Annotated in this window: 16 protein-coding genes and 1 tRNA gene; 6 read left to right on the forward strand and 11 right to left on the reverse strand. The window is 67.7% G+C overall.

From position 1 onward, the window contains the following. Positions 1 to 3 precede the first annotated feature (3 nt). Positions 4 to 894 carry a hypothetical protein gene (locus FHU31_RS19520; protein WP_167161640.1) on the forward strand — a complete coding sequence of 297 codons (891 nt, stop codon included), beginning with the start codon at positions 4 to 6 and terminating at the stop codon, positions 892 to 894. Between the two features lie 6 nt (positions 895 to 900). On the opposite strand, the gene FHU31_RS19525 is transcribed toward FHU31_RS19520, so the two are convergent. From FHU31_RS19525 to FHU31_RS19535, 3 genes are all read right to left on the reverse strand, one after another. Beyond that, on the reverse strand, positions 901 to 2,070 hold the full coding sequence (locus FHU31_RS19525) for a hypothetical protein (protein WP_167161642.1): 1,170 nt from the start codon (positions 2,068 to 2,070) through the stop codon (positions 901 to 903). Between the two features lie 158 nt (positions 2,071 to 2,228). After that, entirely contained in the window at positions 2,229 to 2,522 is a 294-nt protein-coding gene (locus FHU31_RS19530) for a putative quinol monooxygenase (protein WP_167161644.1), read from the reverse strand. Between the two features lie 37 nt (positions 2,523 to 2,559). Continuing rightward, entirely contained in the window at positions 2,560 to 4,815 is a 2,256-nt protein-coding gene (locus tag FHU31_RS19535; protein ID WP_167162865.1) for a SpoIIE family protein phosphatase, read from the reverse strand. A gap of 182 nt (positions 4,816 to 4,997) precedes the next feature. On the opposite strand from FHU31_RS19535, the gene FHU31_RS19540 reads away from it, so the two are divergent. Then, positions 4,998 to 5,375, forward strand: a complete 378-nt coding sequence (locus FHU31_RS19540; protein WP_167161646.1) for an STAS domain-containing protein — start codon at positions 4,998 to 5,000, stop codon at positions 5,373 to 5,375. A 44-nt stretch (positions 5,376 to 5,419) separates the two neighbouring features. Here FHU31_RS19540 and FHU31_RS19545 read toward each other — a convergent pair whose 3' ends face one another. The 3 genes from FHU31_RS19545 to FHU31_RS19555 form a co-directional block, all read right to left on the reverse strand. Further along, positions 5,420 to 6,844, reverse strand: coding sequence for an SDR family NAD(P)-dependent oxidoreductase (locus FHU31_RS19545; protein WP_167161648.1), 1,425 nt, complete (start codon positions 6,842 to 6,844; stop codon positions 5,420 to 5,422). A gap of 46 nt (positions 6,845 to 6,890) precedes the next feature. Further along, positions 6,891 to 7,490, reverse strand: coding sequence for a cutinase family protein (locus FHU31_RS19550; protein WP_167162867.1), 600 nt, complete (start codon positions 7,488 to 7,490; stop codon positions 6,891 to 6,893). Between the two features lie 161 nt (positions 7,491 to 7,651). Then, positions 7,652 to 7,727: transfer RNA gene (locus tag FHU31_RS19555), tRNA-Arg, on the reverse strand. Between the two features lie 332 nt (positions 7,728 to 8,059). Here FHU31_RS19555 and FHU31_RS19560 point away from each other — a divergent pair. The 4 genes from FHU31_RS19560 to FHU31_RS19575 are packed head-to-tail and all read left to right on the forward strand — an operon-like array spanning position 8,060 to position 15,475. Beyond that, on the forward strand, positions 8,060 to 9,529 hold the full coding sequence (locus FHU31_RS19560) for a wax ester/triacylglycerol synthase family O-acyltransferase (protein WP_167161650.1): 1,470 nt from the start codon (positions 8,060 to 8,062) through the stop codon (positions 9,527 to 9,529). After that, positions 9,526 to 11,106 carry an HAD-IB family hydrolase gene (locus FHU31_RS19565; RefSeq protein ID WP_167161652.1) on the forward strand — a complete coding sequence of 527 codons (1,581 nt, stop codon included), beginning with the start codon at positions 9,526 to 9,528 and terminating at the stop codon, positions 11,104 to 11,106. The genes FHU31_RS19560 and FHU31_RS19565 overlap by 4 nt, the downstream gene beginning before the upstream one ends. Continuing rightward, positions 11,103 to 13,445, forward strand: a complete 2,343-nt coding sequence (locus tag FHU31_RS19570; RefSeq protein ID WP_167161654.1) for a glycerol-3-phosphate 1-O-acyltransferase — start codon at positions 11,103 to 11,105, stop codon at positions 13,443 to 13,445. Before FHU31_RS19565 ends, FHU31_RS19570 begins: the two co-directional genes overlap by 4 nt. Before the next feature lie 23 nt (positions 13,446 to 13,468). Next, on the forward strand, positions 13,469 to 15,475 hold the full coding sequence (locus FHU31_RS19575; protein ID WP_167161656.1) for a bifunctional copper resistance protein CopD/cytochrome c oxidase assembly protein: 2,007 nt from the start codon (positions 13,469 to 13,471) through the stop codon (positions 15,473 to 15,475). Between the two features lie 28 nt (positions 15,476 to 15,503). Here the strand turns inward: FHU31_RS19575 and pknB are convergent, their stop codons facing one another. The 5 genes from pknB to FHU31_RS19600 all read right to left on the reverse strand — a co-directional run bounded on the left by pknB (position 15,504) and on the right by FHU31_RS19600 (position 22,089). Further along, the gene (gene pknB / locus FHU31_RS19580; RefSeq protein ID WP_167161658.1) at positions 15,504 to 17,348 is read right to left on the reverse strand and encodes a Stk1 family PASTA domain-containing Ser/Thr kinase; all 1,845 of its coding nucleotides are present in this window, start codon (positions 17,346 to 17,348) and stop codon (positions 15,504 to 15,506) included. A gap of 139 nt (positions 17,349 to 17,487) precedes the next feature. After that, positions 17,488 to 20,385: an MMPL/RND family transporter gene (locus FHU31_RS19585; protein WP_167161659.1), complete on the reverse strand. Its 2,898-nt coding sequence runs from the start codon at positions 20,383 to 20,385 to the stop codon at positions 17,488 to 17,490. After that, the gene (locus FHU31_RS19590; protein WP_167161661.1) at positions 20,382 to 20,834 is read right to left on the reverse strand and encodes an MmpS family transport accessory protein; all 453 of its coding nucleotides are present in this window, start codon (positions 20,832 to 20,834) and stop codon (positions 20,382 to 20,384) included. The genes FHU31_RS19585 and FHU31_RS19590 overlap by 4 nt, the downstream gene beginning before the upstream one ends. Before the next feature lie 56 nt (positions 20,835 to 20,890). Beyond that, positions 20,891 to 21,376: a MarR family winged helix-turn-helix transcriptional regulator gene (locus FHU31_RS19595; RefSeq protein ID WP_263987782.1), complete on the reverse strand. Its 486-nt coding sequence runs from the start codon at positions 21,374 to 21,376 to the stop codon at positions 20,891 to 20,893. Between the two features lie 128 nt (positions 21,377 to 21,504). Further along, positions 21,505 to 22,089, reverse strand: coding sequence for a TetR/AcrR family transcriptional regulator (locus tag FHU31_RS19600; RefSeq protein WP_167161663.1), 585 nt, complete (start codon positions 22,087 to 22,089; stop codon positions 21,505 to 21,507). Positions 22,090 to 22,136: the final 47 nt, after the last annotated feature.

Genomic DNA, 22,136 nt, shown 5'->3' on the forward strand with positions numbered 1-22,136 from the left:
GGGATGAATGCGCACAGCGATCCGTTGGCCGTGCGCCGTCGGCTCGAGGACCGCTACCGCAGGCTGGCCGAGATGCGCCAGCTGCGCCTCGTCGCCGCGGTCATCGCCCGGTTCACCGAGATCGACGGTGGCACCTTGGGCGCGGTGGTGTCGGTGCAGTTGTTCACCACCGTCATCCCGCTGATGATCCTGGGGTTCAGCTACCTGACCGGGTTCGCCGACAATGCGAGCCCGGGCACCGCGGTCAGCCGGCAGCTGGGGCTGGTGTCGCCGATGACCGAGCATGTCCGCGCCGTGTTCGGCCGTGCGTCGGGACTGCGTTCGAGCTGGACGTTCCTCGGCGTCGCGGGTTTCCTGGTCTGGGGTATCCCGATGTCGATGACCATCGCCGGGATCTTTGCAAAGGCTTGGCGCCGTGAACAGTTGGACTGGGTGGCCAAGCTGGGACGCGGAGTTCTGTGGTTCGCGCTGTATCTGGTGATGATGATCGTCCGCGAACGGATCGCGTTCGGCGGCCACCATCACATGGGTCTGCGCACGCTGCGGTTCGTCGCCTCACTGGTACCGGTGTGGATCTTCTGGACTGCCACGCCCGCGTTGCTGGTGCGAGACGGATTCCGCGGGCGCCGGTACCTCGTCCTGGCGGGACTGGCCGGGGTGGTCATCGACGGCACCGTGGTGCCGCTCGCGGCGCGGATGTTCTTCCCCCGCTTGCTCGAAGGCTGGGATGAGTTCGGCCCGATCGGTATCGCCATGGCGCTGCTGACCTGGTGCGGGGTGATCGGCACCGGATGGGTGGTGACCGCGTGCGTGGGCGCGGTGCTGTGGGAGCGCAATGCCCCGGCCCAGACGGTCATCGAATCCGAGACTGCCGAAGAGGCCGCCGCCTCCTGAGCCGCCTCACTTGCCGTGTGCGCCGGCCTTGTGGGTCGTGCCCTCGTCGGTGGTCTTGTCGGGTTTGCCGGACGGCTTGGGGGTGACCTTCTCGACCAGATGGTGCACGGCGCGGCGCAGATTCGACGCGGCGTCGCGCACCGGATTCGGCTGCGCATGCGTGGTCGTCTTGGGGACGGAGGTGACCGACGGCCCGCTGTCTTCGTGCAGTGCGGCGGTGGTCTTGGGCGCCGCCGTGGTCGTGGGGGCCGCCGTGGCCGTGGGGGTCTTGGTCGTCGGTGTCGTCGCGTGGGTGGTGATCGCGGTCGCGGTGGTCGGCGTCACCCGGCTAGTGCCGGCCGACTGCGCGCCGGCAGCGTCCCGCACGTCATGGACCGCCGTGACGACCGCCTGGGTGATGACCTTGCCCGCCGCGGCCACCACGCCGGCGGCGGTCCTGATGCCGGCCGCGAGTGCGCGCACCGGATTGCCGGTTTTCGCGAGTTCCTGAGCCATCGCGTCGGGCACCTCGAAGATGCCGGCGAGGACGTCGTTGAAGGCCGGGAAGATCACGGCGGCAACCACATTGATGCCGCCCACCACCGCGACCTGGAAGACGCCGTGCGGTTGCACCGTCGGGGTCGGGTTCGGCACGAACGGCAGGTTGAGCGCGTCGAAGGTGTCCTGCCGGGCTTTCTGCAGCGCTGTCGCGATCCCGGGCAGCCCATCCTGGACGGCCGGCAGCACGTTGAGCAGGCCGACGACGCCGACCTCGAAGGCGTTGAGCGCCCGCTGGGCGGGAATCGCGGCGTCCGCGTCGATGGCCTGCTGCGCGGCGGCCTCGGTCGGCCCGGTCACCGACGCGGCCGCGGCACCGATGGCCTTCAACACGTCACCCGCGGACAATGCGGCCAGAAAAGTTCCCGGTGCCCGCAATGCGGTGGAGACGGCCGTCACCCCGGTCTGGGCGAGCAGGGGACAGATGATCGAGCAGTACACGGTCTGGTTGTGCAGGAAGCTGGTGATCAGAGCGCCCGGCGGCACCGATGCGGCAGTCAGTCGGATGTCATGGACGACCGCAGGCAGGGACGCCTGCGCCGTGGCCGGGGCGATCGGTGCGATCACCACCGCCGCTGCGGTGAGGGCCGCCAATCCGGTGGCGGTGATATCGGTGCGCAGGCTGATGGTTCGCTGCATGGTGTGGCCCCCTGTGTGTCGCACGGTGATGTAGGGGACACGGTGCGCGGGCGCCGCGGGTTCAACGCCCGGGCGAGCGAAGCGACGGGGATTCGATGTCGCGGCGAGCGAAGCGACGGGATATCTACTCCGGTCAGGGTGCCTGGGTGACCGGCTCGTCAGACGTCGCTGGTGGTGTACCGGCTCTTGACCGGGGGAGCGGCCACCAGTGACGGCACCTCGGTCAGCTTGCCCTCGCCGGCCCGGAACGCCCGGTACGCCTCGTCGGCCTCGACGGACTCCCACAGTTCGTAGATCAGCCAATGGCCTTCGTCGGTCTCGTCGACCAGCACGTCGGTACGGATGTTGCCGGGGAATGCCCTGGTGTCTTTCAGCGCGCGGCCGAAGACCTCCCGCGCCGTCGCCACAGACTCGGGCTTGAACTTCAATTCGAGGATCACGGTGACCGACATGAACCACAACATACCGTCGGCGCCCGTTGTCGATGGCTCAGAGGCGGCGCAGGGTGAGGACGGTGACATCGTCCTCGGCGTCGCTGGGCGCCAGCGCGGCCGAGATCCGGGACGCCGCCACCTCCCCGCCGCGACGCAATGTCGCGGCCAGCAGCCCCAGGCCCTCGTCTAGGGTCGAGCCACGGCGTTCCACCAAGCCATCGGAGAACATCACCAGCCCGTCACCGCGAGCGACGGTGAAGCTGCTGGCCGGGTAGCGCGCGCCCCGGACGCCGATCGGCGGGGCCAGCCGGATCGGCGCCGCATCGACGTCCGCGCCGATGCGGAACGGCATCAGATGCCCCGCCGATGCCGCCTCGACCTCTCCGGTATCGAGTGCGATCCGGGCGGCGACCACGGTGGCGAAGGCACGCGGCATCAGGTGCACGCTGAACTCATTGAGTCTGCTCAGTGCTTCTCCAGGGGCGACGCCGGTAAACAGCTGGGAGCGCAACGCATTACGCAACTGCGCCATGGCGCCGGCGGCGGCCAGGCCATGGCCCGCGACGTCACCGACGAGCATGATGAGCCGGCCGTCCGGCAGCACGAACGCGTCGTACCAATCGCCTCCCACCCGGCCACCCGCGGCGGGCTGGTAGTGGGCGGACAGCTCCCAGCCCGGGATGGTCGGAATGGACGGCGGCAGCAGGCTACGTTGCAGCATCTCGGCCACCTGCAACGCACTTCGGGTGCGCCGGTACAGCTCTTCGACGAGGTGCCGTCGCAACGATTCCGCGGACTCGACGTGGATGGGGGTCCACGGTTGGCTGCAGCCGTCGACCACCTCGCGCCAGCGCTCGAAGGATTTGCGCGGGCTGAGCCGAACCCCGTCTCCTTCCTGCACGGCGATGGCCTTGTTGTGCGGATCGCCGCCCCAATCCACCGAGCGCAGCGCCTCCTCCCGGAACCAGATCACGTACTGCCCGTCGGGCAGGTTCAGCGCCAGCGCACCCGCGGCGACTGTCGGATCCAGATCCAGCGCGGGCAGTTCACCGGACAGGCAGTCCGTCGCGACGACCTCGCCGTCGGCGTCGCGCGCCCAGTCCGCCACGGCGGTCACGGCCTCGGCCGGCGGGACCCTGCCCAGCACGCGGTACTTGCCGCCGACGCGCACGGCGACACCGGTGGCGGGCAGCAGATCGAGCAGGCTGGGTGCCTGCAGCAGGGCGGCCGCCACCGGCTCGCTGTCGTTGCGGGTGGCGTTGGTCAGCGCGGCCAGTGTCGATTGTGCGGCCAGCCGCTCCCGCAGTTGATCGTCATCGAAGCGGTCGACGAGCCGAAGCGAGAGGGTGGAGCCGAGGAACTCGGCCGCCGCCCGTGCGCCGTAGGGCGGCAGGTGCGGGCCGGCGTAGTGATGGCAGGCGATCAGTCCCCACAACCGGCCATGGCGCAGCAGCGAGATCGACATGGACGCGCGCACACCCATGTTCTGCAGGTATTCGATGTGGATGGGCGAGACGCTGCGCAGCGTGGCATGGGTCAGGTCGAGCGGTGTGCCGCTGTCCGGGTCGATGGCAGGTACCAGCGGGGCGGGTGTGTAGTCGACGTCGGAGATCAGCCGCAGCCAGTTCTTCTCGTACATGGCGCGGGCTTGTGCCGGGATGTCGCTGGCCGGGTAGTGCAGCCCGAGGAAGGAGTTGAGGTCATCGCGCTTGCATTCGGCGACCACCTCGCCGTTGTAGTCCTGGTCGTAGCGGTACACCATGACGCGGTCGAATCCGAGGAGATCGCGAATCGCGCGTGCGGTGGTGTCATACAGCTCGGTCGTCGATTCGGCGCGGTTGAGTTGCTCGACCGAATTGCGCACCGCCTGATACGTGTTCGGAAACGAGAACGGCCGTTCCCCGTAAGCGATTTCGAGTTCCACCAGCAGCACCCCGCCCGGCTCGCGGTGCAGGAGGGCGTCGAACGCCCGCGACCGGCCGGCGACCGGGATCTCCAACTCGAGCGGGTTGCGCTGGCGCAGATCACCGAACACGGCCGCCGCCTGCTCGATCTGGGCGGCCTGTTCGGCGCCGATCAGGGCGGCCAGGTGGCGGCCCAGAACGTCGTCGACCGCGCGGCCCAGCAGGTCGGTGACATTCGCGCTGATCTGGCGGATCTGGAAACCCGGTTCGCGCACGACGGCGAGCACCCCGCGCGGCTGGACGCTGCCCGGGATGTGGATCGGCTCGCGCGCGCAGTTGTCCAGGTCGATCGGTGTGCCGACGGGTAGCAGCTGCGCTGCGTGGTCATCGCCGTTGGGACGCGAAATGAGAAAACCCCCAGGTCGTGGTGTCGAGCTCCCCCTCGAGAGTGCCAGGCGGGTACGTCTGCGAGCACACCGACATGGCTCAGTGGGTTAGGCTCGGTAGGAGTCGGCGTTCTAGCTTCTCTGGTTCAGACCGCAGCCCGCGAGACATGGCGCCCCGAATCGACGCTTTCGCGAGGTTTTCGATGCCCGACCATTTCGAGTCCAGCCCATCCACACTGATGTGCGCTCACACGTGGCGCGACACGACTGTGGTGATCACCTGCTCCGGTGTCGTGGACATGCTCACCGTGCCCGATCTCAACCAACTCATCGCCACGGCGCTGGACAAACAGCCCAGTGCGGTGATCATCGATCTGACGGAGACCACCTTCTTCGCCTCCTGCGGTATGTCGACGCTGGTGGACACGCAGGCCCAACTGCCGCCCGGCGTGCCACTGGTGGTGGTCGCCGACGGACCCGCGACGCGTCGCCCTCTGGAGCTGGTGGGACTGGCGGACGTCCTGACGATCCGCCCGACGCTCGATATCGCCCTCCAGGAACTGGCGCCGGCCAAGAGTTGAGTTCTCGACGCTGTTTCGTTGGCGGGTAAGCGAATTCGGCGAAATCACCAGTCGCTGGGTCGGTAGTCCTTCAAGAAGCAGCCGTGCACATCCTCGCCGGCCTCCCCGCGCACGATCGGGTCGTAGACGCGGGCAGCGCCGTCGACCAGATCCAGCGGGGCGTGGAAGCCCTCCTCGGCCAGCCGCAGCTTGGTCGGGTGCGGACGCTCGTCGGTGATCCAGCCGGTGTCCACGGCGGTCATCAGGATGCCGTCCTGTTCCAGCATCTCCGCGGAGCTGGTCCGGGTCAGCATGTTCAGCGCGGCCTTGGCCATATTGGTGTGCGGATGGCCCGGCCCCTTGTAGCGGCGGCCGAACTGGCCCTCCATGGCCGACACGTTGACGACGTACTTGCGGCGCGCGGGGGAGGCGGCCATCGCCGGGCGCAACCGGCTCACCAGGATGAACGGTGCGGTCTGGTTGCACAGCTGCACCTCAAGCAGCTCCATGGCATCGACCTCGTGCACCCGCTGGGTCCAGCTGTTGATCGAGGCCGTATCGGGCAGCAGCCCGCCGGCGTCGATGGCGGTGCCGGCCGCGATTCGCTCCGGTGAGGCGCTGCGGGCCGTCAAGGCGAGCTCTGCGAGCGCATGCGGGGTCTGGTGCTCGGCGAGGCTGCCCGCCAGTGCGGCCGGGTGCGCGTCACTGACCCGGTCGAAGCTGACCACATCGACCTGCGCCAGCTCGGGCGGCGGGGTGCGCTCGGCTTCGACGAGGGCGGCGTACGAGCCCGGGGCCCGGCGCACCGTCTGGGCGGCGTTGTTGATCAGGATGTCCAGTGGGCCCTGCGCGGCCACCGTGTCGGCCAGCGCCACCACCTGTGCGGGGTCACGCAGGTCGATACCGATGATCCGCAGCCGGTGCAGCCAGTCGGCGCTGTCTTCCATAGCCGCGAAGCGCCGCACGGCGTCGTTCGGGAAGCGGGTGGTGATGGTGGTGTGCGCACCGTCGCGCAGCAGGCGCAACGCGATGTACATGCCGATCTTGGCGCGCCCGCCGGTCAGTAGGGCGGTGCGGCCGGTGAGATCGGTGCGGGCATCGCGCTTGGCATGGCTGAACGCCGCACACTCCGGACAAAGCTGGTGGTAGAAGGCGTCGACCACGGTGTGGTGCTTCTTGCAGATGTAGCAGGCCCGGGACCGCAGCAGGGTGCCTGCGGTGGCGCCGGAGGCCGTCGACACCAACGGCAGGCCGGCGGTCTCGTCGTCGATGCGGCCGGGCGCCCCGGTGGCCGTCGCGGCGATGACGGCCTTGTCGGCTTCTGCCACCGCGTCACGTTTGGCGTGCCGGCGGGCTTTGCGCACCGACTTCCAGATGCCGGCGGTGGCACGCCGCACGGCCACCGCGTCGGGGTGCTCGGGCGGCAACGATTCGACCTCGGACAGCACCTGGAGACAGGTGCTGAGCTTCTCCGGATCGATCGCGGTCACCGTGAAAGGGTGCCAGGTGGCGCGAAGCCCCGGCAAATCAGCGGTGCTACACCCGGCCGGCGATGAAACTGGCAGCTTGGCCCGGGTACGGCGGCGCCTCGTAATTGTTGTGCGCGGCCCGGTCGAACGATCCGGTCGAGCAGATCGGGTCGCCGCCGCTGCACAGGTCGATCGCGCGGCCGGCGAATTGCCCGTTGCTGGACAGCGGGGTGCCGAAGCGGGCACCCGGATTGCCGAACACGGCGACCGCCGCGACGTTGCCGGCCAGGGCGGGATCGAGCGGAGGGGCCGACCCGAGGCTGCCGATCCGGTCACCGACGGGCTGGACGCCGGCGAGCATCGACACCGCGGACGCGCCCTGGGAGAAGCCGCCGAGCACGATCCGGGTGTTCGGGCACTGGTCGGCCATCCACGCGATGTGCCCGCGGGCGTCGTCGGCACCGGCGCCGGTGGTCAGGAAGTTGTAGCTGGCAGGGTAATTCACCGCGTACGCACCCAGGCTGCGGCCGCCCAGCAGGGGCTGCAGGGCACCGAACAGCGCATCGCCCACCCGTCCCATCCCGGGTGGTTCGGCGGTGCCGCGCGCGAAGACGAGTTCGACATTGGGGCAGTCGTCCGCCGCGGCGGTCGGGCTTCCCGCGAGCATGGCGACAGGAAGGGCGGCGACGGCGGCCAGGCGAGCGAGCGATGCGCGGACGGTCACCTGGTCAGCGTGGCATATCGGCGTGCGTCGAGCGTCGAAACGGGTTTGTCGGACTCCCGAGCTACCGTGCAGTCACGCGTGAGGGCACGGATAGTGAACGAGATTGGTACCCCCGACAGGACTCGAACCTGCAACCGACCGGGTAGAAACCGGATGCGCTATCCATTGCGCCACGGGGGCATACACGGACAGTCGTAATTTACACGTCATCGGCGCCTTCGCTCACAACCAGGCACCCGCCCTCCGACCACAACGCGTCCGTCGCGCTCCGGATCACCCCGGCCAAGAACGGTCAGAAGAAGCGAATCGTCGAGGCCTCGGCATTTCGCGAGCTGCCCGACAGACGGATCCCGCTGCTCGATGAGAATCGCGCCTCGGCGTGACGTCTGTGTGAGCTTCGACGCCGGGTCGGCTACAGCTACGAAAGCCCCGTCGCGCCACCGCGCCGCGGACTAGCGTGGACGCTGCACGGCGCCCGCCCAGGAGAGCGCCCTGCAGGAGGAGTTTGCGCGATGAGCAACGTGCCGTTGGATGCGGCGGGGCTGCCCCAGAAATTGAACGGCGTCGACACACTGCTGCACCGCGGGGAGGCGAATCCACGTACCCGGTCGGGCATCATGGGCGTCGAACTGCTTGACGTCACCCCTGATTGGGAGCAATTCCGCGCCGTGTTCGAGCAGGCGTCGCGCAAGGTTCTGCGGCTGCGTCAAAAAGTGGTCATGCCGACGCTGCCGACGGCGTCTCCACGTTGGGTGGTCGATCCCGACTTCAACTTGGACTTCCATGTGCGCCGGGTGCGCGCCCCCGAACCGGGCACCCTGCGTCAGGTTCTCGACCTGGCCGAGGTCGCGCTTCAGACACCGATGGACATCACCCGGCCGTTGTGGACCGCGACCCTTGTGGAGGGCTTGGCCGACGGCCGGGCCGCCACCATCCTGCACCTGAGCCACGCCGTCGCCGACGGGGTCGGCACCGTTGAGATGTTCGCCAACATCTACAACCTGGAACGCGACACCCCGATCGGCGAGCTTGCGCCCCTGCCGATTCCGCAGGATCTTTCCGCCAACGAACTGATGAAGATGGGCATCAACCGGCTGCCCCTCAAGATCACCAACAGTGTGCTGGGCCTCCTCGGCGGTGCGGTGCACGCGGTGACCAACGTCGTACGCGATCCGGCCGCCACGGTCAGTGGCGTCGTGGACTATGCGTTGTCGACCGCCCGGGTATCCCGGCCGGTGGCCGATCATTCGCCGCTGTTACGCCGCCGCAGCCTGGCCTCGCGCAGCGAGGCGATCGACATGGTCTTCGCCGACTTCCATCGGGCCGCCAAGGCCGCCGGCGGTTCCATCAATGACGCGTACCTGGCCGGGTTGTGCGGGGCGCTTCGGCATTATCACGAGGCCAAGGGCATTCCGATCGACAGTCTGCCGATGGCGGTCCCGGTGAACCTGCGCGTCGACGACGATCCTGCCGGCGGAAATCGTTTTGCCGGAATCAATCTCGCGGCACCGGTCGGTATCGTCGATCCGGGACGGCGGATCGCGGCGATCCGCTCACAGATGACCACCAAGCGCGAGGAACGTGCCATGGACATGGTGGGTACCCTGGCGCCGTTCGTCAGCTTTCTGCCCGACGCCGTCCTCGAATCGGCGGCCGGCTCGGTGGTGAACTCCGATGTGCAGGCCAGCAATGTGCCGGTGTACCCCGGCGATACCTTCATCGCCGGGGCAAAGGTGCTGCGGCACTACGGACTCGGCCCGCTGCCGGGAGTCGCGATGATGACAGTGCTGGTGTCGCGGGGCGGCTTCGTCACCGTGACCACCCGTTACGACCGGGCTGCCGTCGTCGACGACGCCTTGTGGGCCGACTGCCTGCTCCGGGGCTTCGACGAGATTCTGGCCCTCGGCGGGGAGGGCCGCGCCGTGGCGGCATCGTTCACCGCACCTGAAACCGCCTCATCACATGGAGGTGCCGCGCAATGAGTTCGGCGAACGACGCGCGCCTGCCGGGTACGGTCGCCGAGATCGAGGCCAGCCCGCCCGGGCCCGAGGTCGGCGCGTTCTTCGATCTGGACGGCACGCTGGTGGCCGGGTTCACCGGTGTCCTGATGACGCAGGACCGGCTGCGCCGCGGCCAGATGAGTGTCGGCGAGTTCATCGGCATGGTGCAGGCGGGGCTCAACCATCAACTGGGGCGCTCGGAGTTCGAGGACCTGATCGGCAAGGGTGCCCGGATGCTGCACGGGAACTCGTTGTCGGATCTGGACGAGTTGGGGGAGCGGCTGTTCGTCCAGCACGTCCGCGACCGGATGTACCCGGAGATGCGCGCGATGGTGCGGGCCCACATGGCCCGCGGACACACCGTGGTGCTGAGTTCCTCGGCGCTGACCGTGCAGGTCGAGCCGGTGGCCCGGTTTCTGGGCATCGACAACGTGCTGTGCAACAAGTTCGAGGTGGACGACGAGGGGCTGATCACCGGTGAGGTGCAGCAGCCCATCATCTGGGGCTCCGGGAAAGCCCATGCGGTGCAGCGGTTCTCCGCGGCGAACGGGGTCGACCTCGCACAGAGCTACTTCTACGCCGACGGCGACGAGGATGTCGCGCTGATGTACGTGGTCGGTAATCCGCGCCCGACCAACCCCGCGGGCAAGCTGGCCGCGGTCGCCCGCAAGCGCGGCTGGCCCGTCCTGAAGTTCAGCAGCCGCAGCGGCAGCAACCCGGTCGCGCAACTGCGCACCCTGGCCAGCCTGGCCACCATCCCGACGGTGGCGGCGGGTGCCATCGGGCTGGGGCTGCTCACCCGCAACAAGCGGGTGGGCGTCAACTTCTTCACGTCCAACTGGAGCAAGCTGCTCATGGCCACCACCGGCATCGAGCTCAACGTGTTGGGCGAGGAGAACCTGACCGCGCAGCGGCCCGCGGTGTTCATCTTCAATCACCGCAACCAGGCCGACCCGATGATCGCGGGCCGGCTGGTCGGGGTCGACTTCACCGGTGTCGGGAAGAAGGAGCTCGAGCGCAACCCGCTGATGGGTCCGCTGGGCAAGGTGATGGACGCGGCATTCATCGACCGCGATGACACCCAGGCGGCGGTGGAGGGGCTGCACAAGGTGGAAGAGCTTGCCAAGAAGGGTCTTTCGATCCTGATCGCGCCGGAGGGCACCCGGCTGGACACCACCGAGGTGGGGCCCTTCAAGAAGGGGCCGTTCCGCATCGCGATGGCCGCCGGCATCCCGATCGTGCCGATCGTGATCCGCAACGCCGAGGTGATCGCCGCGCGCGATTCGAGCACCTTCAACGCCGGCACCGTCGATATCGCGGTGTTCCCGCCGATCTCGACCGACGACTGGACCCACGACAATCTGACCGAGCGGATCGCCGAGGTCCGCCAGCTCTACCTCGACACGCTGGCGGCCTGGCCACGTGACCAGCTCCCGGAGGTTCCGCTGTACAAACGGGGTGCCGATGCGCCGAAGCCCGCCCCTCAAGGCTCTCCCGTCGCTTCGCTCGCCCCGGACGATCCTCCCGTCGGTTCGCTCGCCCCGGAGGATCGTTCATGACCAGGCTCTCGGGCGATATCGACAGTTTCAAGCCGACCGACGACACCCTGGTGCTCGCCTCCGTCGGCTCGCCGGCCGAGCAGGAGCTGCTCAAGGACTGGTTGCTGCAGCAGCGCCGGGACCGCCCGGACGCCCGCGTCGAGGTGCTGCACCTGCCCGACTCCGACGATCCGCCACCGACGGTGCTGGCCCAGCTGGTCGAGAAGCTGTCGGCCGACCCGGACCGGTCGGTGGTGCCGGTGCGGGTGTTCTGGATCCCGGGCGGACTGCCCACCCGGTCCAAGGTGGTCTCGCTGATCTCGGGCCGCGACACCTACCGTCCGCCCGAACTGCTGCAGCGGCGCATCCTGCGCAAGGACCCGTCCCGCGCGCGGGTGGTGGCCGGTGAACCGGCGAAGGTGTCCGAGCTGCACCAACATTGGAACGACCACACCACCGCCGAGAACCCCCGCGAATTCGCCCGTTTCGTCATCCGCCGGGCCATCCTGGCCATCGAGCGGGTCGAGCTGCGGCTCTTGGGCCCGGAGTACAAGTCGCCGCGGCTGGTGAAGCCGGAGATGCTGGCCTCGGCCCGCTTTCGCGAGGGACTGGACAAGATTCCCGGCGCCACGATCGAAGACGCCGGTGCGATGTTGGACGAGCTGTCCACGGGGTGGAGTCGGTTCTCCGTCGATCTCATCCCGACCCTGGGCCGGGCCATCTTCAGCCGCGGGTTCGACCCCAACATCGACTACGACCGCGAAGAGATCGAGGCGATGCGGGGATCGCTGGAGATCCATCCGGCCGTGCTGCTGTTCTCGCACCGCTCCTATCTGGACGGGGTGATCGTGCCGGTTGCCATGCAGGAGAACCGGTTACCGCCGGTGCACACCTTCGCGGGTATCAACCTGTCGTTCGGATTCATGGGCCCGATCTTCCGGCATTCCGGTGTCATCTTCCTGCGCCGCAAGCTCGACGATCCGCTGTACAAGTACGTGCTGCGCCAGTTCGTCGGGTACATCGTCGAGAAACGCTTCAATCTCAACTGGTCCATCGAGGGCACTCGGTCGCGCACCGGAAAGATGTTGCCGCCCAAGCTCGGTCTGTTGTCCTACGTCGCCGACGCCTATCTCGATGGTCGTAGCGAGGACATCCTGCTGCAGCCGGTGTCGATCAGCTTCGACCAGTTGCACGAGACACAGGAGTACGCGGCCTACGCGCGCGGCGGCGAGAAGACCCCCGAAGGGGTGAGCTGGCTCTACAACTTCGTCAAGGCTCAGGGCGAACGCAATTACGGCAAGATCTATGTCCGCTTCCCCGAGGCGGTGTCGATGCGTCAGTACCTCGGCGAGCCGGGCGGGCCGATCGGTTCGGACCCGAATGCCAAACGGTTGGCCATGCAGAAGATGGCCTTCGAGGTGGCCTGGCGTATCCAGCAGGTCACCCCGGTCAACGCCACCGGATTGGTGTCGGCACTGCTGCTGACCTCGCGCGGGGTGGCACTGACGCTGGGCCAGCTGCACCGGACGTTCCAGGATTCACTTGATTACCTGGAGCGCAAGGGAATTCCGATGACCAACAGCACCCTGCGGTTACGCACCGTGGACGGGGTGCGGGCCGCTGTCGACGCGTTGTCCGGGGGGCATCCGGTGACCCGGATCGACGGGGGGCGGGAGCCGGTATGGCGGATCGCGCCGGGGAACGAGCACGAGGCGGCGTTCTACCGCAACACCCTGATCGCGTCGTTTCTGGAAACCTCGATCATCGAACTGGCGCTGGCGCACGCGGCCCGTGCCGGGTCCGACCACTTGGACGTGTTCTGGGCGCAGACGGCGCGCCTGCGCGATCTGCTGAAGTTCGACTTCTACTTCGCCGACTCGGCGACCTTCCGGGACAACCTGACCAAGGAGATGTCGTGGACGCAGGACTGGGAGGAGCAGATCGTCTCGGGCCGCGAAGGTATCGAGGCGCTGCTGCGGGCCAAGCGACCGCTGCTCGGCTCGGCGATGTTGCGCCCGTTCGTCGAGGCCTACGAGATCGTCGCGGACGTGCTGCGCGACGCGCCCGCCGAGATCTCCGAGAAGGAATTGACCAAACTGGCCCTCGGCGTCGGCGCGCAGCAGGTGGCCCAGGGCAAGGTCCGCAGCAACGAGTCGGTATCGGCACTACTGTTCGCGACCGCGCGGCAGGTGGTGGCCGACCAGAAGCTGCTCGGTCGCGCCCCGGACCTGTCCCAACGGCGTAGCGCCTTCCTCGCCGAGCTGCGGGACATCCTCACCGATATGGACACCGTCGAGGCCGGATCCGTTGCCCAGTTCGTCGAGCGTGAGCGAGCAGCCCGACAGGCAGCGAACGCCTGAAGGCGACCCCATACGCTTGATCGATGACGACCACGGCGCCGCGGGTGCACACGGGCACCGTATGGCCCGTTCTGTTCGGCGTCGCGGTGCTGGCTGGCGCTGTGGCGGCCGGGCTGGGCGGGCTGTCGCTGGCCGACGCGCTGACCGCGACCGGCCTCCCGGATCCGGGACCGGTCACCACCTACGGGCTGCCCTTCGTCCGCGCGGCCGGGGAGATCGCTGCCGCCGTCGCCGTCGGCTCGTTCCTGCTGGCCGCGTTCCTGGTGCCGCCGCAGTCCAGTGGCGTGCTGGACGTGGCGGGATATCGCGCGCTGCGCACCGGCACCGTGGCCTCCGGGATCTGGACGGTGTCCGCCGTGCTGCTGGTGCCGCTGACGGTGTCCGATATCACCGGTCAGCCGCTGGCCAGCAGACTCAGCGTGGCCGATATCTGGTCGGTGGCCAGCCTGGTGGAGACCGCGGGGACCTGGCGATGGACGGCCCTGTTCGCCGCGATCGTCACCGTCGTGAGTATCCCGGTGCTGCGCTGGTCGTGGACCCCGTTGCTCTGTGCCGGGTCGGTCTTCACCCTGGTGCCGCTGGCGCTGTCGGGGCACTCGTCGGCCGGTGGTTCGCACGACCTGGCCACCAACAGCCTGTTCATCCACCTGGTGGCCGGGGTGGTGTGGGCCGGCGGGTTGCTGGCGCTGTGGGCGCTGGCGTTCCGCGGCGGGGCGCACACCGATCTGGCCGCACGGAGGTTCTCGGCGATCGCCCTGTGGTGCTTCGTGGCCATGGGATTCTCGGGCGTCATCAATGCGTTTGTCCGGGTGCGGCCGGCTGACCTGCTGCACAGCAGCTACGGCTGGCTGATCGTCGGCAAAGTGGTGGCCCTGCTCGTGCTCGGGGTGCTCGGATTCCTGCAACGCCGCCGCGCGGTCGGTGAGCTGGCCGCCGATCCGGAGAACCGGCGCCCGCTGATCCAGCTGGCGCTGGTCGAGTCGCTGGTGTTCGGTCTCACCTTCGGTATCGCCGTCGCGCTGGGCCGTACCCCGCCACCGCCGCCGCCGGTGTTCAACCCGTCGGTCACCGCTGTGCAGATCGGTTACGACCTGGCCGGGCCGCCGACGGTGGCCCGGATCCTGTTCGACTGGCGCTTCGACCTGATCTTCGGGACCGCCGCGATCCTGTTCGCCGCGGTGTACGTGGCGGGTGTCATCCGGCTGCGGCGGCGGGGCGATGCCTGGCCGGTGGGACGGACCGCCGCCTGGTTGTGTGGGTGTGCGGTGCTGCTGTTCGCGACGTCGTCGGGGCTGGGCCGCTACATGCCGGCCATGTTCAGCATGCACATGGGCGCCCACATGCTCCTGTCGATGCTCTCGCCGGTGTTGCTGGTGTTGGGGGCGCCGGTGACCTTGGCGCTGCGCGCGCTGCCGGCCGCCGGACGCGATGCCCCGCCGGGCATGCGCGAGTGGCTGTTGGCCGCGCTGCACAGCCGGGTGTCGCTGCTGCTGACCAACCCGTTCGTCGCCACGGCGCTGTTCGTCGGGGGTTTCTACGGGCTGTACTTCGGCGGGATCTTCGACGCCGTCGCCGGTATCCACGCCGCGCACGTCGCGATGAACCTGCACTTCCTGCTGTCGGGCTATCTGTTCTACTGGGTGGTCATCGGGGTCGACCCGACACCACGACCCATCCCGTCGCTGGCCAAGCTCGGCGTGGTGTTCGGGTCGCTGCCACTGCATGCGTTCTTCGGTGTGGTGTTGATGGGCACGCAGACGGTGATGGCCGAGGGGTTCTACAAGTCACTGCAGCTCTACTGGCATACCGATCTCCTGGGCGATCAACGTCTCGGCGGCGGTATTGCCTGGTCGGCGGGTGAGGTGCCGCTGGTGTTGGTGATGCTCGCGCTGCTGATCCAGTGGCGGCGCAGCGACAACCGCACCGCCACCCGGCTGGACCGCGCCGCCGACCGCGACGACGACGCCGATCTGGCCGCCTATAACGCGATGCTGTCCAAGCTGGCAGAACGCGAGCAGCACCAGGGTTAGATCGCCGGGCCGCGCGGCGGTGCCGCGCTCAGGACCCGTAGTTCACCGTGATGATGCCGTCCCGGTTCACCCCGGTCTTCGGGGCCGGGTCCTGTTGCACCACCTTGCCGCGCTTGTCGCTGCCGGCGTCGATATCGGGTCCCTTGTCCAGCCGTCCGGTGAAGCCGAAGCTCGCAAGGTACTGGACTAGGTCGACGTAGAAAAGCCCGCGCACGTCGGGCATCTCGAACTGATTGCCTCGTGACACTTTCAGGGTGATCGGCGCGTCCGCGTCCACCGATGCGCCCGCAGCCGGGTCGGTGCTCGCCACCTGACCCACCGGCAGCGTGCCGTCGGTATCCGCTTTGAGGATGGTGGTGAAACCCGCGGTGTTGAGGTTCTGGGTGGCCTGATCGACCGTCTGCCCGGTCACGTCGGGCACGGTCCGAGTCGCCGGCCCGGAACCGACGAGGATGACGATCTCGTTGCTGGTCGCCGAATCCTGCTGAGCGGCCGGTATGGTCCCGACCACCTTGTCCACCTCGGAGGCTTTGGACGCCTGCGTCATCCGCCGCACGCTGTCGAATCCGGCATCGTGCAGTTTCTGCACCGCCTCGTCATAGGTCAGGGTGGCGACGTCGGGGATGCGGCGCTGCTCCGGTCCGGTCGAGACGTTGACGGTGATATCGCTGCCCGACGAGACGGAGCCGCCGGCCGCCGGGTCGGTGCCGATCACCCGGCCCGCCTCGACCGACCCGTCCGGCTTGGTGTCCACGTGCGGGGTCAGGCCGCGGTCCTGTAACTGGGTGAGGGCATCCTGGCGGGTCAAACCGTGCACATCGGGCACCGAGACGCGGTTCATGGTGCCCACGACGAAGACGCCGGCGATCACCAGCAGGGTCACGGCCGCGACTGCACCGGCGATCAGCCAGCGCCGCGACCCACTGCGGCGTTCCTGGACGGGCATTTGCAGGGTGTGCGGCTGCGGGTCGATATCCACCGGGGACCGGTCGGTGTCGTCCGCCGGCAACGTCGCCGGCGCCTCCGGAGCGTTGCCGCGGCTGACCCGCATCAGGTCGCCGTGGAAGGCGGCCGCGCTCTGATACCGGTTCTCCGGCTTTTTGGCCAGCGCCTTGAGCACCACGGCGTCGAGTTCGGCCGAGATTCCCGGGTGCCGCTGGGACGGCGGGATCGGCCGCTCCCGGACGTGCTGATAGGCCACTGCCAGCGGGGTGTCACCGCTGAAGAGCGCCTGGCCGGTCAGCATTTCGTAGAGCACGCAGCCCAAGGAGTACACATCGGTGCGGGCGTCGACCTCGTGGCCGCGGGCCTGCTCGGGGGAGAAGTACTGCGCGGTGCCCACGACAGCCGAGGTCGCGGTCAGCCGGTCCCCGGTGGTGGCGTTCATGGCATGCGCGATGCCGAAGTCCATCACCTTCACCGCGCCGGTCGGGGTGATCATGATGTTGGCCGGCTTGATGTCGCGGTGCACGATGCCACGGCGGTGGCTGAACTCCAGTGCCGTGCACACCTCGCCGATGATCGAGATCGCGCGTTGCGGTGCCATCGCGCCGTGGCGCGCGATCAGTTTGCCGACGGTGAGCCCCTCGACGAATTCCATCACCAGGAACGGCAGCTTCCCGTTCGGCGTCTGCGCCTCACCGGTGTCCAGAATCGCCACGATCGAGGGGTGGTTGAGCGCCGCGGTGTGCTTGGCCTCCCGGCGGAACCGCTGGTAGAAGCTCGGGTCGCGGACCAGGTCGGCGCGCAGGATCTTGATCGCGACGTCGCGGTGCAGGCGGATGTCCCGGGCCCGGTGCACCTCCGACATGCCACCGAAGCCCAGGATCTCGCCCAGCTCGTAGCGGTCGGTGAACTGCTGCGGCACGGTCATCGCGTCATCCCGCTCACGGCAGTGCCCTTAGATCCCACATCATTGATCTTCTCTCAACACGCAAACGGCGGGTCCGACACCCCTTCTTAGCCGAGCCTTCTTAGCCGAGGGGACGGACCGGACCCGCCGCGCGAACTTGTCAGCCCTGGGCGGGCAGCGCCTCGGTATCGGCGTCGCTGGACCGCCGCTTGGGCACGTACGGCAGGAACTGGTAGTCCCCGCGCGGGTAGACCACCTGGGGCCACCAGAACCACCGGCCCAGCATCGTGGCGATGGACGGCATCAGCAGCGACCGCACGATGAAGGTGTCGATCAGCAGGCCGATGGCGATCGTCGACCCCATCTGGGCCAACACGATCAGCTTGCTCGCCATCATGCCGGCCATGGTGGCGGCGAACACCAGCCCGGCCGAGGTGACCACCCCGCCGGTGCCCGCCATGGACCGGATGATGCCGGTCTTGAGGCCCGCGTGGATCTCGTCCTTGAACCGGGAGACCAGCAGCAGGTTGTAGTCCGAGCCGACCGCCAACAGGATGATGACCGACATCAGCATCACCAGCCAGTGCACCGGCATCCCGAACAGGTCCTGCCACAGCAGCACCGAGATGCCGAAGGACGCGGCGATCGAACTGCCCGCGGTCAGGACGATGGTCAGTGCGGCCACCGCGCTGCGCGTCAGGATGAGCATGATCATGAAGATCAGCGTCAGCGCCGACACCACCGCGATCATCAGGTCGTAGCGGGCGCCGTCGGACATGTCCTTGTAGGTCGCCGCGACACCACCGAGGTAGATCTTGGCGTCCGACAGCGAGGACATCTTCAGCGCTTCCTGCGCCGCCTTGCGCTCCGAATCGACCCGGGCGATGCCGTCCACGGTCGCCGGGTCGGTCTGATGGGTGATGAACATGCGGGCGGACTTACCGTCCGGCGACAGGAACATCTTCAACCCGCGCTCGAAGTCGGGGTTCTGGAAGGCCTCCGGCGGCAGGTAGAACAGGTCGTCGTTCTTGGCGGTGTCGAACGCGGCGCCCATCGACAAGGCGGTGTCGTTCATCGCCTGCATCTGATCGATCAGCGCCTTCTGCGAGTTGTACGACGCCAGTGACAGATCTCTGCTGGTCTCCATCGACGCGATCGTCTGCGGCAGCAGCGCGGTCAGCTTCGGCGCCAACTCCGCCAGTTGGTCGGTGTTGACCTGCACGTCGCCGGTCTTGTCGGTCACCTCATCGACCGAATCGAGGGCATCGAAGACCGAGCGGGTGGCGGCACACATCGGGATGTCGAAGCAGTGCGGCTCCCAGTAGAAATAGTTGCGCAGGGGCCGGAACTGATCATCGAAGTTCGCGATGTTGTCCCGCAGCTTCTCGGTGATCGCGAGCAACTCCCGCGACTTCGCATCCGAATCGAGGGTGAGCTTGGTCTGTTGCAGGGAGAGCTGGTACTGCTCCTTCAGGATGGCGATCGAGGTGTTGGTCGCATCGATCATCTTGAGCTGGTCGTCCAGCTGTTTGCGCTGGAACGGCAGATTCATGTTGCTGGTCTGACCCGAGATGCTGGTCTGGAACGGAATCGAGCTGTGCTGGATGGGGATTCCCAGCGGCCGGGTGATGTTCTGCACCATCGCGATACCCTCGGCGTGCATCACATTGCTCGAAACCTTGTTCAGCACAAGCATATCGGCGGGATTGCGCATGTCATGGTCGGATTCGACCATGAGGATGTCGGGGTTCATCCGGGCCTGGCTGAAATGCCGGTCGGCGGCGGCGAAGCCGACATTGACCGGGGCGTCCTTGGGTAGGTAATACCGGTCGTTGTAGGCCGGCTTGTAGCCGGGGATGGCCACGATGCCGATCAGCACGACGAACAAGCTGGCCACGAAAATCGGTGCGGGCCAGCGCACGACCGCGGTGCCGACCTTCCGCCAGAACTTGCTCTGCGGGGGCCGCTTGGACTCGTAGAGCCCGACGCGGCTGCCGAGGTAGAGCACCGCGGGCCCGAGCGTCACCGCGATCAGGACCACCACGATCATGCCGATCGCGACCGGTGCGCCCATCGTGGCGAAGTAGGGCAGCCGGCAGAAGCTCAGGCAGTAGGTCGCGCCCGCGATCGTCAGTCCGGAACCGACGATCACCGGTGCGACGGACTTGAAGGTGGCGTAGTAGGAGTCGTCCTTGTCCAGGCCCAGACCGCGATCCTCCCGATAGCGGCCGAAGACGAAGATGCCGTAGTCGGTGGCCGCGGCGATCGCCAGCATGGTCAGGATGTTGCCGGCGAAGGTGGTCAGCCCGAACACATTGTGGGTGGCCAGTACCGACACCACGCCGCGCGCGGTGAGCAGACCGAGGAAGGTCAGGAACAACTGGATCAGCGTGGTCCTGATCGAGCGGTAGACCACCAACAGCATGCCCGCGATCGCGACCAGGGTGATCAACGTGATCTCGGCCAGGCTCGCGTTGCCGATGACGTGCATGTCATCGGTCAGCGCGGCGGGACCCGCGACATAGGCCTGCACCCCGGGCGGGGCCTGGGTGTCCTCGATGGCCTTGCGGACCGCATCGACGCCCTCGTTGGCCAGCGTCATGCCCTGCTCGCCGGCCAGGTTGATCATCACGTAGGAGGCCTTGCCGTCGGCGCTCTGCGCTCCGGCGGCGGTCAGCGTGTCACCCCAGAAGTCCTGGATGTGCTGGATGTGCTCGGGGTCCTGCTGCAGCTTGTGGATGATCTCGTCGTAGTACTTGTGCGCGTCCGGCCCGAGTGGCTGCTGGCCCTCGACGACGACCATGACCGTGCTGTTGGAGTTGAATTCCTTGAAATTGGACCCCATCAACTTCATCGCCTGCATCGAGGGGGCGTCCTCGGGCGCCATCGGTGCGGCGTGCAGCTCGCCGACCACCTCGAGCTGGGGTGCGATGACGTTCACCAGGACGGCGATCGCGATCCAGAACAGGATGATCGGCCACGCGAGGATGCGGATCAGGTGCGGGACGACGGGCCGCTTCGGCGTGCCGGTGGGTGCGGCGGCGGTGGCAGTGGTCATGCGGATTTCACCAGGCAGTAGGTCTGGGCGTTGACGCCATCGGCTGATTGCTCCTCACGGACGGTGCCGTTGACGGTGACGCGGCAACCGATGTGGTCGCTGCTGCGCTCACTGTCGCTGCGGGCCATCAGGTTCGCGCTGACGGTCGGCAACGTGGTGGACAGGGTGACCGACCAGGGCAGCGGAGCGCTGACCGAGTGCACGTTGGCGTCCGGGTCGAAATAGCTGATCTCGGCGGAGGTACCTGGGGGCCCGTAGACCTCGTACAGCACGACCTTCGGGTTGAACTGGACGATCTCGATACCGGCTCCGGCGTTGGCGTTCAGGTCCTCTGATCCGAACATCTTGTGCAGTCGCGAGACCACCAGTCCAGAGATGGCCAACACCACGATGAGGACCACCGGAATCCAGATCTTCTTCAGCCAGTTGCCGACTGGAACTGATTTCACCCCAACACCTTTCACCCCGTCAATTGATTGCCGCGCCGCTGCCGCGAAGTCCCGTGTCAGTGGCGCGCAGCGTCGTTCGCTTCCGATGGCGCATCGGCGGCTGCCACCAGTCTGGCCAGGATCGGAACGGCGACGTTGGCAGCCAGCAACAGTGCGCTGCACTCCTCGGCCGACAGCGTCTCCAGAAACCCGGCCAGACGCTCCCGGCGCAGCCGCCTGCGATCGTCGAGCATTGCCCGGCCCTGATCGGTGATCCCGATCAGGCAGGCTCTGCCGTCCTCGGGGTCGGGAACCCGGGTGACGAGTTCGGCGCGTTCCAGTCGTTGCATCAGCTGTGTCATCGACGGCTGGCTGACGCCCTCTTTGGCCGCGAGGCTGGTCAGCCGTAGCGGTCCCTCCCGGGAAAGCCGGTTGATCGCGAACGCGGCCGACACGCTGAGGTCGACGCGGTCGGAGAGGAATCGGGCCGTCAGGTCGGTGGCCAGATCGACCAGCTCGCCCACGCTTTCGCGCGCAAGATCGCCGGGCGGCTGTTGCTTCACCACGTATCTATATCACGAAGCTTATCTAACTGATAGCCAAAACTTCGCCCCTACCTGTGAGTTTCCTGGATGTCGAAGCGTTGTGGAGACAATTCAATGCGGTGCATGATGCAATCCGCCGCCGCGGTTCAGCGCACGAGTCGCTCGGCGATGCCCGCGTACAGCTCGCCGAGCTTGTTCGCGTCGGAGTGCTTCCTGGAGGGGAACCATCGGCAGACGTCGACGCACAGCGAGGAGATCGCCATGACGATCTCCTCGACGCTGTCGACATCGAATTCGCCGGCGCGGATGCCGCCGGCGATGATGTCGGTCAAGACTGCGGTCGCCGCGTGCCGCAGGGGTGCGATCTTGCGGTAGTGGGCCGCGGTGAGTCCGTGCAATTCGTACTGCACCACGCGGGCCTGCTTGTGGTTCTCCGCGTGCCAGCGCGCGAACGCGGCGACGACCGCCCGGAGCCGCTCGGTGAAGTTCGGCGTCGACGGATCTGCGTGCTTGAGGGCGGCCAGCAGGCTGCTGTGGCCCTCCAGGGCGATGGCGAAGAGCAGCTCTTCTTTCGACCGGTAGTGGGGGTACATGGCCGTCGCGCTCATGTTGAGGCGTTTGGCGATCTGCCGGGTGGAGCTACCGCCGTATCCCGACTCTGCGAACGCCTCGATCGCGGCCCGTCGCATGCGTTCTGCCGCAGCTGAATCCGCAGGTCGGTCGATGGCCATGACGGTGGGTGATCTTACACACAATTGACACCGCAGGCGATGACGAC

Origin of the sequence: Mycolicibacterium fluoranthenivorans, assembly GCF_011758805.1 — a bacterium.
Lineage (GTDB): Bacteria > Actinomycetota > Actinomycetes > Mycobacteriales > Mycobacteriaceae > Mycobacterium > Mycobacterium fluoranthenivorans.